The following is a 13887-nucleotide window of genomic DNA, read 5'->3' as shown; positions in this document are numbered from 1 at the left end:
ACCTCACTCCCGCCGCCCTATGATTACCGCATAAGAACTCCAACCGGCTCGAGTGGCACGCTATGGCTGACCCCATTAAGATTTACCCGCCAAAACCCTCGCACGTGTATTTTTACGCAACCTGCTTGATAGATATGTTCTACCCAGATGCAGGCATGGCAGGCATACAACTACTTGAACGTGAAGGCATTAAGGTCAGCTTTCCTGAAGATCAGACCTGTTGCGGCCAGCCTGCCTATACGTCCGGCTATCATGATGAAGCCCGGGCGGTTGCCAAGGCCCAGCTCAACTTATTCCCTGAAGACTGGCCCATTGTAGTGCCCTCGGGCTCCTGTGGCGGGATGATGCGCAAACACTACCCCAGCCTGTTCAAGCATACCGATCAGGAAACAAAAGCTGTGGAAATCGCTGCCCGAACCTGGGAACTGACAGATTTTCTTCTTAACGTTTGCCACATAAAGCTGGAAGATCTGGGCGAGCCCACCACCGTGGCCATGCACACTTCCTGTTCGGCTCGCCGTGAGATGGGCGCGGCTGAAGTCGGCCCTCGGCTGCTAGGGCAACTGCAAAACGTAAACCTGGTAGAACAGGCGCGCGCTGAGGAGTGTTGCGGGTTTGGTGGCACGTTTGCCGTGCGCCATCCTGAGATTTCTGGCGCGATGGTCAGCGAGAAAGTGGACACCCTTACCGATACCGGTGCCGGGGAGTTCGTGACCACAGATTGCGGTTGCCTAATGAACATTGCGGGTTACGCCGAGAAAAACCGAAAGCCCCTCGCAGGCCAGCATATTTTGAGTTTCCTCTGGGAACGCACAAGTCCAGGTGGTGGGGGCAGATCATGACTCAATCAACCCAAGACCCTCACCACATCGACGTAAAAGAATTCCACCCCCGTGCCCGGGCGGCCATTGCGGACCCAAAGATACGCCAGAACTTCCGCAAAGCTATGGACGGGTTGATCACCAAGCGTAAAGACGCCTTTGAAGGTTGGGATCTGGAAGCGTTGAGAGACCTGGGCGCCAACATCCGTGTGCGAGCGTTGGCTAACCTTCCGGATCTGCTCGAACAGCTTGAGAAAAAACTTACCGAAAACGGCATCAAAGTGCATTGGGCGATTGATGGCGACGAAGCCTGCCAGATTGTCCGGGATATCTGTGTCGCCCGGAATGCCAAAACGGTCATCAAAGGCAAATCCATGGTCTCTGAGGAAATGGAACTGAATCATTACCTCGAAGAACGTGGCATTGAAGCTCTAGAATCGGATTTGGGCGAATACATCGTTCAACTTGCCGGCGAAACGCCCTCCCACATCATCATGCCCGCGATCCACAAAAATACCGGTGAGATTTCCGAGCTGTTGCACGAAAAAACCGGCACCGATCTTTCTAACGATGTGGAATACCTAACCGCCAGCGCCCGCCAGCAGCTACGTGAAAAGTTCATGAATGCGGATGTGGGTGTGTCCGGTGTGAACTTCGCGGTCGCCGAAACCGGCACGCTTTGCCTGGTGGAGAATGAAGGCAACGGCCGCATGACCACCACGGTGCCGCCCTGCCATATTGCCGTTACCGGCATAGAGAAAGTGGTGGGCAACCTGGAAGATGTGGCGCCGTTGCTGGCCCTGCTGACCCGTTCGGCCACCGGGCAGCACATCACCACTTACTTCAACATGATCTCTGGCCCGCGCAAGCCGGAAGAGCTCGACGGCCCAGAAGAAGTCCACCTGGTGCTGGTGGATAACGGCCGTTCGTCGATTTATCAGGATGACGAACTGCTGGATACCCTGCGCTGTATACGCTGTGGCGCTTGCATGAACCATTGCCCGGTTTATACCCGCGTGGGTGGCCACACCTACGGCACCACCTATCCCGGCCCTATCGGTAAGATTCTCATGCCCCACCTTATCGGGCTGGATGAAGGCCGACACCTGCCCACGGCTTCAAGTCTCTGCGGTGCCTGTGGTGAGGTGTGCCCCGTCAAAATCCCGATACCGGACTTGCTAGTGCGCCTGCGCCAGGAATCTGTGGACGGCGATAAGCTCAACCCCGCCAAAGTACGCGGCCACGGTGCGAAACGTAGCACTCTGGAAGCGCTGGTATGGAAAGGCTGGAGCTGGATGCATGCACGCCCAGCCGTTTATCGGTTTGGTACGGCAGTAGCAGCACGCCTGCGCAAGCTACAACCGGGGCAACTGGGTGGCTGGACGCGATACCGAACGGCACCAAAACTGGCCGCCAAAACACTCCACGAGCGCATGAAGGAGCGCGGCCAATGAACTCCCGAGACACCATTTTACAAAGCTTGCGCAACCGCAGTGGCGGCGAACTGACTGCTCCGGAATGTGACTTCACGGTACTGCAGCGGCCTGCCTCTTCAACGGCTGAGCGCATTGAGAAGTTTCAGAAAACCATAGAATCCGTGCACGGAGAGGTGTATCGGTGTACGCAGGAATCCTGGATCGGGCAGCTTACCGACATTCTTTCCTCCCGAGGCGTCCGCAGCCTGTTGATCCCCGCCGCACACCAAATAGGCCACGCATTACGTGACTCCGCGCGGGAGGATCTACCAGAACTGCTGATCTATAACGAGCCTATCGAAAGCTGGCAATCCCATCTGTTCAACGATGTAGATGCCAGCATCACCTCCACTAGGGGCGGAATTGCCGAAACCGGATCACTGATTCTGTGGCCAACACCAGACGAACCTCGCTTGATGAGCCTGGTGCCGCCCATCCATATTGCGGTGCTGGAAGCCTCCGAGCTCTATACAACCTTTCACGAAGCCATGGGCGCCCAAAACTGGGCGTCTGGCATGCCAACAAATGCTCTGCTAATCTCCGGGCCATCTAAAACTGCCGATATTGAACAGACCCTAGCTTACGGTGTTCACGGCCCCAAAGAACTGATCATACTGGTTATAGAATGATTCGAGGCGCTCTGCTAATCGCCCTGGCAGCCCTGCTTTGGGCGACCACGGGGATCGTTGCAAAATTCCTGTTTACCGAGACTGAGCTGCATGCCACCTCTCTCGCCTTTCTCAGGCTGGCCGTTGCTTTGCCGTTTTTCTGGATGCTGATGCGCAGAGAACAACGGCAGCTCAAGAAAGCCAACACAGATACAGCAACACCTGGCAGCTCCCTTCGGCAATTGGATATGAAATCCCTTGCGCCCCTTGCCGCGCTTGGCCTTTTTCAGGCCATTTACCAAGGCAGCTATCTGCTCGCAGTCGATCTGACCGGCGCCGGCATCGCCACGCTGATTGCCCTGTGTCTGCCGCCGGTGCTGGTCGCGATACTTGCGGCTCCGCTACTGGGAGAAAAGCCTGGGCTGCTGACCATTATGGCGCTGATTACCGCCGTTATAGGCACCGCCATGCTGGTTCTCAGCGATATGGACACTAGCGGCACACTTCGCCTTGCCGGCATACTTATGGCGCTTCTGGCTGCGCTGGTTTACACAGGGTTCACGCTAACAAGCCGCTACAGCTCCAAAGGCACGCCAGTTTTTACCACCGCATTCATCTGCTTTTTTACAGCCGCGCTTATTCTGCTGCCCGTGGTTTTGCTCAGCGGTGGCTTTGACGGGATTGAAAATCTTGAACTCAGGCACTGGCTGATGGTGGCTTTTATCGGCGTTGTGCCCACATGCATCGGCTACGTGAGCTTCTTTGCAGGTATGAAAACCACACCAGCCACGCTATCCAGCATTATCGTTACGCTGGAGCCACTGTTTGTCGCTTTGCTTGCTTGGATATTTCTGGAGGAGGTTTTGGGGCCGATTGGCATTGCAGGCGCACTGATACTCACCGCTGCGGTGATTGTGGCCTCGCGCTATGGTAGAAAATCCGGTGCCGCCCCGAAGAACGACCCGAAGACTTCAGCCTGATCAGTCGTTCTTACGCTGTTTTTCCAGCATGCTTGGCTGCAGTATCTCGATCCAGTAGCCGTCAGGGTCTTTGATAAAGGCCAAGCCTTTCATCTTGCCGTCATCGGGCTTCTTGGCGAACTCAACGCCCAATCTCTCGAAACGCTCGCACGCAGTGTAGACCTCAGGCACGGCAATACCTATATGGCCAAAACCTTGGGGCTCGTCGTTGCCATTGTGATAGGTAAAATCATTGTCGTTTTCGGTGCCCCAATTATGAGTCAGCTCCAACATAGCTTCGCGCCCGAACGTGAAGGTAGTCCGGTGCGCGTCGTCCGCCGGCACGAGGCCCGCTTGCCGCTCGTCAAGATAACCCAAGAAGTAAAGCGTAAACTTCATTTCCGGGAAATCCAGCTTGCGCACTAGCCGCATTCCCATCACCCGGGTATAGAAGTCCATGGATCGCTCAGGATCTTTGATGCGAAGCATGGTCTGGTTGAAAACGTAGCCTTCCGTTTCTGGAACTGACTCTTCATGCAGGCCGGGGGCTTGCTCAAAATGCTTGGGCATCGGGTTTCCCTTTTTTTGCTTTTAAAAACTCAGGTTGTATACCTGCGTGCGTTTTTGCTCAATTTCAAGGGCTGCGCTTCCTATATAGCGGTTCATGGGCAGACCACGGGGTGTGATAAACTCTCGCCCATACATTCTCCTGCCGAAGCTGAGCCGTCTCATGGCCCGCCGGTTTAAGATCAGTTCAGAGAACCTTTATGGATTTCAAGGTGCCCAACACCCTGGCGGAGCAAATCGCCAATTACCTGGCAGAGCGTATTATGACCGGGCAGATACAGCCTGGTAAGCGCATACAGGAAGCCACCTTGGCTACTGAGCTCAAGGTCAGCCGCGCCTCCGTAAAAGAGGCGTTGTATACCCTTGAACGCTGGCACCTGGTGGAAATTACGCCCCGCAAAGGCGCCGCCGCATCAAGGCTGGACGCCAATCATGCGTCTGAGTTGTACGACGTTTATATGCACCTGTTGATGATGCTTGCGACAAGGCTCTGTGAGCGTTGGCAGGAGAGCGACCGGGACCGCATGCTGGCCGTGGTAGGCAATGCGGTGGAGCAAATGAAAAAGCCTTCGGCGGATATTGCTGCTGTGGTGGAGGCCAGTTTTGAGGTGATGGAGGCCTGCTGTGAGCTGGTGGGCAATGCGTATCTCACCGAAGCGCTTTCAAACTTTAAGCCAGCGGTCAGCCGTGCTTACTACCTGAGCGCTGAGCGTTATCGCCGTGACCTGGACCAAACAAGCCAGTTTTTCACTCGCCTACCGCAAGCGGTATTGGCGCGGGATGTAGAAAAGGCCCAAGCTGTAATCCGGGACTTTGCAGAGCACCAGAAAGTAATGATTCAGCGTGCTTTGTCTTCTGCATAATTGTGACTGAACGCACAGACATATCGCCATTTCCTGCCTATCGTAACAATATGTAACGAAACTCTATTCCCGCTGCATTGGTTACGCTGTCCCCTGCGGCCGGGGAGCTTGGTTAAAGCTCCCTACCCATAAAAACAAAACAGACCATGAAACCGGGGCCATCATGATTAAGCCGCACACCTGTCGTCGCCCGACCAGATCCACAGCGCTTTCACTCTGGGTGCTTGCACTCTCTTTGCCTACGACTGCAATGGCCGAATTTCAGCCATTGGATGACGGCACTCTTTCGGGGGTAACAGGCAAGGCCGGTGTGACCATTGAGCTGGAAACCAAAATCAATATTGATCGCCTGACCTGGACCGATGAAGGCTCGCTGAATGTGAACAACATGCGGCTTTCCGGACATGGCGATACTACTCTGGACAACATGAAGCTGACCGTGGACATCGCAGGCACCGGTGAAGTGCTTGAACACGGTTTCTCAGAAATTGCTCGCCGGGCGAATGCGGGGCTTCTCAGCACCAGTAATGCCGATGTTGCCGATGCGTTGGCGACGTATTCTGTAGCTGGCGAGTTTGGCAAGCAGTTCAACAGCGGCGACTTGGTTTTACACTTAGGCGCAACCGATTATGGCGACCCCACCAGCCTGACCGACTACTTGCAGGCGGTGGATTTTGAGTTGGAGGTGGAGAGCATTACCGCCAACGGCTCCGAAGGTACCGCCACGCTATTTTCTGATGTGCTGTTGCAGGGCTATGTAGGGCCTACGGATTTGGTTATCCGCAACGCAAGCGGCTCAAACCGCACATTGAGCAATGGTAACGTCGTGTCCGGGGCTGAACTGCAGCTGGACACCCACTTTGAAATCACCAACGGCAGCCTGAACTGGGATGCTGCAGATGTCATTCTGTTGTTCAATTTTGCAGCCGTGGGTATTGAAGGTCTGCAGATTCATAACCGGCGCGGCGATGACACCCTCGGTCACTTTGGCATGGCGAGCGCCACTGCCAAGCTTTCCCGCCGCACTGGGGCGGTATCCGGCAAAGAAGGCCTTTCAATTCATGACGTCGAATTCCGAGCCGACATTGACATGCCCGTATTCAAAGTAGGCGGGACCAGTATAGGCAGTGTTCAGTTCACAGACTTTGCCATTACAGACACCACCATGTTGGTTTATGGCCACTAGAGTCCTGTAAACTGCCGGTCTCATACTGACGGGCAGCCCATGACTGACATCAGCGACACCAGCTACCAGCAACGAACCTCTGCACGACGCCTTATACTGTTTAGCCTGCTCTTTATTGTGCTAACGGCTGCAGGCTTGTACACCGTATATGATCAATTCGCAGGGCATAACATCAGCTTTGATACCCAGCTGATTGCACCACAAGCCCTTGCTGCAGTTGCCGCTCTGTTGCTGGTGTATTTCATTTCCGACGGTTTGCGCTTGCACTTCACGCTGCGAGCACTTGGGCACCGTTTGTCCTTTCTCGTTATATTTCGCTTGGTTTTTATCAACCTGTTCTTCTCCAACGTTACGCCTATGGCCACCGGCGGCGGCTTCGCGCAGATCTGGTATCTGCATCGCCATGGGATCCCAGTGGGCAGAGCCACCGCCGCTACTACCATCCGAACAGTGCTGGCCGTGCTTTTCATCTTCTCCCTCACGCCGGTGTTTCTGCTGACACTGGATGCGTTTGACGGCCAAGCGATCACCGGCGATCTAGGCTTCGCACTGGCCATCTTCATCCTGTTGTATCTTGGCTTTTTCATTGTTCTGCTATTTCGTACTCGCTGGCTCATCGGGCCGCTCAGCAGCCTACTGAGGCTTCTTAACCGCTGGCATCTGATCAGCGATACCCGCCATAAGCACTGGCAGTTCAAGGCGCGACGAGAGATGCTACGCTTTTCCCATAGCTTCAGTGACTACCTGCGGGGCCGGCCGCTGTTTGTGGCGCTGTCAGTTCTTTTCACGGCTGTGTTTCTTCTTAGCCTGTTTAGCTTTCCCGCCCTGCTGATTTATAGCCTGGGTTACGACGTTAATTACGTGATATCACTGGGGCTGCTGGTTGTGACGACGTTTATTATGTATTTCTCACCCACACCCGGTGCTTCTGGTATTTCCGAAAGTGTTTTCGGCAGCTTCTTTAACGATATCCTTTCAGGCAACCATCTGATTCTGGTTATTGTGAGCTGGCGCTTGGTCACCATTTATCTGGGCATGATCGTTGGCTTGATTGTGTTGCAAAGAGAACTGATTAGAAATCGCAGGACTTCCGGATGATCTTCCGAAACCCCTTAAAGCTGCTGTTCTATCTTTGCCTGCTAATCGTAATACTGCTGGTGGGTTACAAAGCCTACCTGAACTTTTTCATGAAAGACTTTGCGGGCATGCATACCGAGCAGGTAGAGCAGATTCATCGCGACATATCTGCCACCGAACCATTCAGTTTCGCAGTGGTTGGCAACATCAACAATTCCGTCGGTATTTTCGAAGAGCGCATTATTCCGGAGCTCAATGCTTCGGGAATGGACTTTCTCGTATCCGCCGGCAATGCCGTTAGCGGCGGTGGTGAGGACAAATACCGTGCCCTTTATGGAAGCCTCGGCCACCTCCACATTCCGTACCTGCTCACGTTTGGCGCCCACGAATATGAGGACTTCGGCAGCTTCCGTTTTTATGACCACTTCGGGCCCCACTTCTATAGCATTCAGGCCGGCAGCAGCCGGCTGATTTTTCTGGATAGCACCGGAAAAACCCCCTGGAAGTGGCAGATGCGTTGGCTGGATGACCTGCTGAGCCAGGACACCTCGAACGCCAGAATCCTATTTATCGGGCACCCGCCGCTCAAACCCAAGGAAGACGCACTCTTCGACCAGCCTGGCGATTATCTGGCACCCTCCGAATTCCGAAGTGCACTGCTTGATACTGTAAAGAAACACAACATTGATCTAATTTTCTCTGCCAACCTTTCGCTGTACTCCGAGAAGCAGCTGGGCAACACGCTTTTCATCACCACCGGCGGCGCAGGTGGGCTGGTAATGAACGATGACACCAGTTTCTACCATTTTGTGCGCGTAGACATAAGCCCAGAAGGCGGAGTAAGCCACACACTACAAAAACTTGAAGTCGGTCAGCACCCGGTGTTGAAGCGCCTCGAAAGCCTATGGTTCTTTGTCTATTCGCTCTTTTATACCGGCTACGTCAATTTCCTTCTGATCGTGGCCATCTTTGCAGCCATCACCATCAAACTTTACGCCATTATTTTTGTCGGCAAGAACTACTACCCGGACTACGATTTAGACCCCACGCCCTGGCTAGAGCAGCCGTTAAGAGTGGCCATGTTCACCAACAACTACCTGCCGTTTATTGGCGGTGTGCCCATCTCCATTGCCAGGCTGAGGCGAGGCCTTGAAAACCTTGGCGACAAACTGCTGGTTGTGGCACCGCGATATAAAGACCAGCCGGAGGTTGAAGATCACGTGCTCCGGGTTCCTTCCCTTCTTACTATGGGCGAGAAGCGCGAGTTCCGGCTAGCTAACATCTTTCTTGGCCACATCCGCAAACGAGTTCGGGCCTTTCATCCCGATATCATCCACCTACACCACCCAATCTGGCTCGGCTCGCTCGGCCTATTCATGGCACGCCGGCTCAAAGTGCCTGCCATCTACACTTACCACACCAGGTTAGAGCACTACGCCCATTTTGTGCCGCTGCCAGGGCTGATCTTCCGCAACCTCATTTCACACGCGCTGATCAAACGCTTCGCCAATAAATGCGATGGCGTTATCGTGCCCACCGACTCAACCGAGGAATACCTTAAGATGATCGGTGTGAAAACACCCACGTTCGTTCAGCCCACAGGAATTGAATACACACGTTTTCAGGCAGTAACGGATGAAGAGATTTCAGAGCTTCGCAAGAGACTGAAACTGAACGACGAAAAGATTTTCATTAGCGTATCTCGGCTGTCGAACGAGAAAAACATCGACTTCATGATCGATGCAATCAATGCGCTGCGGCAGGAAACGAGTGAGCCCTTTCATTTTCTGATGATCGGTGACGGCCACCAGAAAGGCCGTCTTCAACACAAAATCCAGGAGCTTGGCCTGGAATCCCATATCACGCTTGTGGGTGCGGTACCGCCTGAGGACATCTCCGTTTGGTATCGTTTGGGCGACGCCTTTGTGTTCGCCTCCAAATCTGAAACCCAGGGCATGGTCATTCTGGAAGCGATGGCCGCGGGCCTGCCCGTGGTCGCCGTGCGCTCCAGCGGTATCGACGACGTTGTCCGCGACGGGTTCAACGGCTTTAAAACGCCAGAAAGGCAGGATCAGTGGTGCGCAAAGGTAAAGCGATTGCTGGAGGATGACGAACTGCGAAACACGCTTTCCAAACAGGCTCTCACGTTTGCCAAAGACTTTTCGGTGGAGCAGTTTGCCAAGGACGTTCGCCAGATCTACGCTACTACTCTGGCGCACTGTTATAAGAATCGTTACAAAAATCTAGATAAAAAGTTAAAAGCACTGAGAGAAGCATGAGCGGCATTCCTGTGGGGATCAGCACGTGTCTGCTAGGCAAAGAAGTTCGCCATGATGGCGGCCACAAACACTCCCGTTACTGCACTCAGGTACTATCACAGCATTTTGATTTCCGCTCCATCTGTCCAGAGCTGGAAGCCGGTTTGGGTGTACCTCGCCCTGCCATTCATTTGCGCGAATACCCGGATGGCATGCGACTGCTAGAGACGAAGGGCTCAGCCGACCACACAGACGCCATGCAGGCATTCACAGATCGAGCTTTGCCCGATCTCGCCGATCTGCGCGGCTATATTCTGATGGCCAAATCCCCTAGCTGCGGCATGGAACGTATCAAAGTCCACAACCCCGAGGGGCAAGTAGTGCGGCGTGACGGACAGGGAATGTTTGCCGAGGCACTGATGCGCACTTACCCGCTTATGCCGGTTGAAGAAGAAGGTCGGCTAAACGATGACACGCTCAGGGAGAACTTCATCGAGCGGGTATTTGCCTATGACGACTGGATGCAGAACGTCGCCGGTGAGCACCTTTGTGCAAAGGCGCTGATCGGCTTTCACACTCGGCACAAGTTCCAATTGCTAGCGCACTCGGAGAAGATTTACCGGCAGCTTGGCCCCATGTTGAGCGACCTGAAATCAGACGCACTGGAAACCATCGCGAGCCGTTACATTCAGGCGTTTATGGATGCCATGACCAAGAAAGTAAGTCGCGGCTCACATATCAACGTGATGCAACACCTTATGGGGTATCTGCGGGATGCCATGGAAGGCGAGGATCGCAAGGTTTTGATTGAACAAATTGAAGCGTATGGCCGCGGCGAGGTGCCGCTCATTGTTCCCATGACGTTGCTGAGAATGGCACAGCGCAGGGAGCCAGCTGACTACCTGCGTCTGCAACAGTACCTGAGCCCCTATCCAGACGAGCTAGGGCTCAGGAACAAGGTTTAAGGCCCTGGCTTAGGGCTCAGAAGCCGCAAACCAGTGTGATGGTTTCCTTCTCCACGTCTGCACCGGCCGACAGATCAAGGCAAGGAATGAGTGCTCGCGTTCTGACGCTCGCCTTTCAGGCTTTTTTCGGCATGGCGCTCACGTTCTGACTTCTTGCGCGCTTTGCGCTCAGCAATGTTACGCGCAACCTCACCGCCCACATGGGACTCTCCACGGGCCTCTGCCAGGCGCATCTGATGCTCCCGCTCGGCAAAACGCGCCTTCTGCTCATCGCTCAGAGAGGCAATGCACCGGTGGCAGCTGACCCCCTTTTGATAGCCAGAGTGTTGCTTATCAACCTCCGTAATCGGACGACGGCAAGCATGGCACTGGTCATAACCGCCGCGCTCCAAACGATGATTGACGGTAACCCGGTCGTCAAATACAAAACATTCACCTTTCCAGAGGCTTTGCTCTTCAGGCACCTCCTCCAGGTATTTCAGAATGCCGCCCTTAAGATGATAAACCTCCTCAAACCCCTGCTCTCTCAAGTACGCCGTGGATTTTTCACACCGAATACCACCGGTACAGAACATGGCAATTTTTTTATGTTTTGCCGGGTCAAGGTTCTGCTTTACATACTCTGGAAACTCTCGAAACGTATCCGTGGCAGGATTAACGGCGTGCGTGAAGGTGCCAATTTCCACTTCGTACTGATTGCGAGTATCTACAAGTAGAACGTCCGGATCCGAAATCAAATCGTTCCACTCGGTCGGCTCTACGTATGTGCCCACAATGCGCTTCGGATCTATGCCATCAACGCCCATGGTGACGATCTCTTTCTTGAGCTTCACCTTGGTGCGTTTGAACGGCTGGCTATCTACGAAGGATTCTTTGTAATCAATACCCTTAAAGCGCTCATCGTTGGCCAGCCAGGCCTGTACCGCATCAATACCGCTGCGGCTTCCGGCAATTGTGCCGTTAATGCCTTCACGGGCCAGCAACAGGGTGCCATGCACACCGTTGGTCAGCATGGTATCCAGCAGTGGCTGACGAAGGGTTTTGTAATCATTCAGAACGGCGAACTTATAAAGCGCACAGACAACAACGTTGTTGCTCATGGGGGGTCTCCTGCGGGCCGGATCGTAAATCCGGAGCATGGGTTTGGTTATCTGGAAGGTATAAACCAGAGAGGGTGCAGATTTTAACCCACTCTGGCTTATGTTCAAGTCAGGACTGACCGAGGCCAGAATCAAATACTTATTTGTTAGTGCTAGAAAGCTCCCGCTTCACAAGAGCTGAAAGCTGCCCCCAACCCGGCCGAGTAAGGCGAATGTTATCCACCAGTACCGTTGGCGTGCTGGTCACCTGCAACCGCATGGCAACACGACGGCTTTCTTCAACGGCTTCCCGATGCAGCTCGCTTGTCATACACAGGCGAAAGCGGCGCTCTTCCAAGCCTAAATCGTTGCCATAACGCGTAAAGGTGGCAATAGGGTCGTTCGAACCACTCCATTCATACTGCGAATCGTAGAGGCGTTCGTGCATTTTCCAGTAAGCCCCTTGGTCGCCAGCGCAGCGAGCAGCCTGGGCCGCCGGAAAGGCATTCTGGTGCTGCCGCAATGGCAGGTCAAAATACACAAAGCGAACCTGCCCTGCCTCCACATATTCCTGTTTCAGGCGCTTGCTGGCCTCCGCGAACATGCCGCAGGCCGGGCACTGGAAATCCGCAAACTCCCGCACAACAACCGGCGCGTCTTCAGCGCCCACCGAAACGCCATACTGATCCAGCTCCGCTGGAAAGGCTTCCGCATTAGGTGCAGCAACCGGTAACGCATCCGACGTCGGCTTAGGCGATGCGGTCAGGAAAAAGACACCCAGAACAATGGCAGCCAAAACCAGCACGCTTACGCCTATAACCAACGGCTTTCGTGAGCTGGCCTTCGGAGGCGGCGGCGGTGGTGCGCCAGTTTGCTTACGACGTTTAGCTTCACCCATTGTGTACTCCTTTGTTGTTTTCGAGAGGTAACTCGGTGTTTGTCTATCCGGCGATCATTCCCACGATCGCTCAGGCAAGCTAAGATCCTTTATATCCTACAAAATTTCCAATACAAATGAAGGCGATCTCATGTCACTTCCCGCTTTTCGCACAGATTCCCTCAACTTACCCCTTATCGCAGCCCCCATGTTCCTGATATCCGGCCCCGAACTGGCGCTTGCGTGCTGCCGGGAAGGCATAGTTGGCAGCTTTCCCGCTCTCAACCAGCGCACGAGCGACGAGTTTGAAGAGTGGCTGATTCAGATGACTGAGGGTCTCAGGAAGCTGAAAGAAGAAAACCCCGAAGCCAACATCGCCCCCTACGCCGTCAACCTTATCGTACATCGCTCCAACCCGCGCTGGCAGGCTGATTTGGAGCTGTGCGTAAAACACCAAGTGCCCATCATCATCACATCACTGGGCGCTGCAAGCCAGGTGGTAGAGGCCGTTCACAGCTATGGCGGTGTAGTATTCCACGATGTAACCAACCAGAAGCACGCCCGTAAAGCAGCCGAGGCAGGCGTAGACGGCATTATCGCGGTTGCAGCCGGCGCCGGTGGCCATGCGGGCACCACCAATCCGTTTGTGCTGGTTCACGAAATTCGCGAAGTGTTTAAGGGCACTATTTTACTGGCAGGCGGGCTTTCCCACGGCGAAGATCTGCTTGCTGCGCAGGCAGTTGGCGCAGATTTGGCCTACATGGGCACACGCTTCATCAACACCACGGAATCCAGAGCGGAAGATGCCTACCGCAATATGATTATTGAGTCTGTATCCGGCGATATCATTCATACCCCGGCGGTTTCAGGCATACCTGCCAGCTTCATGCGGCAAAGCTTGGAGGCCGCAGGCTTCCCTATGGACAAATTAAACCAAGCCGGTGAGATCAATTACGGTGAAAAGCTCAAACCGATGGATGAAGAAGCCAAAGCTTGGAAAACGGTATGGTCAGCTGGCCAAGGTGTCAGCCAGATCAACGACGTAGTCAGTGTTCAGGCTCTGGTGTCGCGGCTCAAGCAGGAATATGCAGACGCACGGGGGCGTATCTGCGGTTAAACAAACACAGCGCGCTACACCAAGGCCTCCCGTCC

The 13887-nt window shown here is 54.2% G+C and carries 13 protein-coding genes; 10 read left to right on the top strand and 3 right to left on the bottom strand.

All coding sequences use genetic code 11. From position 1 onward, the window contains the following. The first annotated feature begins 62 nt into the window (after positions 1-62). Genes CPH80_RS19900 through CPH80_RS19885 form a run of 4 tightly spaced genes read left to right on the top strand, consistent with a single transcriptional unit; the run spans position 63 to position 3884 of the window. Positions 63-842: a (Fe-S)-binding protein gene (locus CPH80_RS19900; RefSeq protein WP_096280709.1), complete on the top strand. Its 780-nt coding sequence runs from the start codon at positions 63-65 to the stop codon at positions 840-842. Further along, on the top strand, positions 839-2275 hold the full coding sequence (locus CPH80_RS19895) for a LutB/LldF family L-lactate oxidation iron-sulfur protein (RefSeq protein ID WP_096280707.1): 1437 nt from the start codon (positions 839-841) through the stop codon (positions 2273-2275). Before CPH80_RS19900 ends, CPH80_RS19895 begins: the two co-directional genes overlap by 4 nt. Continuing rightward, positions 2272-2925: a LutC/YkgG family protein gene (locus CPH80_RS19890; RefSeq protein WP_096280704.1), complete on the top strand. Its 654-nt coding sequence runs from the start codon at positions 2272-2274 to the stop codon at positions 2923-2925. The genes CPH80_RS19895 and CPH80_RS19890 overlap by 4 nt, the downstream gene beginning before the upstream one ends. Next, positions 2922-3884, top strand: coding sequence for a DMT family transporter (locus tag CPH80_RS19885; protein WP_096280701.1), 963 nt, complete (start codon positions 2922-2924; stop codon positions 3882-3884). Before CPH80_RS19890 ends, CPH80_RS19885 begins: the two co-directional genes overlap by 4 nt. Here CPH80_RS19885 and gloA read toward each other — a convergent pair whose 3' ends face one another. Next, positions 3885-4433 (bottom strand): lactoylglutathione lyase, encoded by a 549-nt coding sequence (gloA, locus tag CPH80_RS19880; RefSeq protein ID WP_096280698.1) that lies wholly within the window; start codon positions 4431-4433, stop codon positions 3885-3887. Positions 4434-4630: 197 nt separating this feature from the next. Here gloA and CPH80_RS19875 point away from each other — a divergent pair, with 197 nt between their 5' ends. The 5 genes from CPH80_RS19875 (at position 4631) to CPH80_RS19855 (ending at position 10779) form a co-directional block, all read left to right on the top strand. Further along, on the top strand, positions 4631-5293 hold the full coding sequence (locus tag CPH80_RS19875; protein ID WP_096280696.1) for a GntR family transcriptional regulator: 663 nt from the start codon (positions 4631-4633) through the stop codon (positions 5291-5293). A 163-nt stretch (positions 5294-5456) separates the two neighbouring features. Next, the gene (locus CPH80_RS19870) at positions 5457-6479 is read left to right on the top strand and encodes a DUF6160 family protein (RefSeq protein ID WP_227520269.1); all 1023 of its coding nucleotides are present in this window, start codon (positions 5457-5459) and stop codon (positions 6477-6479) included. Between the two features lie 39 nt (positions 6480-6518). Then, the gene (locus CPH80_RS19865) at positions 6519-7577 is read left to right on the top strand and encodes a lysylphosphatidylglycerol synthase transmembrane domain-containing protein (protein ID WP_096280693.1); all 1059 of its coding nucleotides are present in this window, start codon (positions 6519-6521) and stop codon (positions 7575-7577) included. Further along, positions 7574-9835, top strand: a complete 2262-nt coding sequence (locus tag CPH80_RS19860; protein WP_096280690.1) for a glycosyltransferase — start codon at positions 7574-7576, stop codon at positions 9833-9835. The genes CPH80_RS19865 and CPH80_RS19860 overlap by 4 nt, the downstream gene beginning before the upstream one ends. Beyond that, entirely contained in the window at positions 9832-10779 is a 948-nt protein-coding gene (locus tag CPH80_RS19855) for a YbgA family protein (protein WP_096280687.1), read from the top strand. Before CPH80_RS19860 ends, CPH80_RS19855 begins: the two co-directional genes overlap by 4 nt. A 74-nt stretch (positions 10780-10853) precedes the next feature. Here the strand turns inward: CPH80_RS19855 and CPH80_RS19850 are convergent, their stop codons facing one another. Then, positions 10854-11879, bottom strand: a complete 1026-nt coding sequence (locus tag CPH80_RS19850; protein WP_096280684.1) for a rhodanese-related sulfurtransferase — start codon at positions 11877-11879, stop codon at positions 10854-10856. 139 nt (positions 11880-12018) lie between these two features. Next, entirely contained in the window at positions 12019-12756 is a 738-nt protein-coding gene (locus CPH80_RS19845; protein WP_096280682.1) for a DsbA family protein, read from the bottom strand. A 130-nt stretch (positions 12757-12886) separates the two neighbouring features. On the opposite strand from CPH80_RS19845, the gene CPH80_RS19840 reads away from it, so the two are divergent. Next, complete coding sequence (locus CPH80_RS19840) at positions 12887-13852, top strand: NAD(P)H-dependent flavin oxidoreductase (protein ID WP_096280680.1); 966 nt, start codon at positions 12887-12889, stop codon at positions 13850-13852. Positions 13853-13887: the final 35 nt, after the last annotated feature.

Source organism: Marinobacter sp. LV10R510-11A (genome assembly GCF_900215155.1).
In the GTDB taxonomy this organism is placed as follows: domain Bacteria; phylum Pseudomonadota; class Gammaproteobacteria; order Pseudomonadales; family Oleiphilaceae; genus Marinobacter.
The sequence above is the reverse complement of the archived record's forward strand: the minus strand, read 5'-3'. Positions and strand labels throughout refer to the sequence as shown.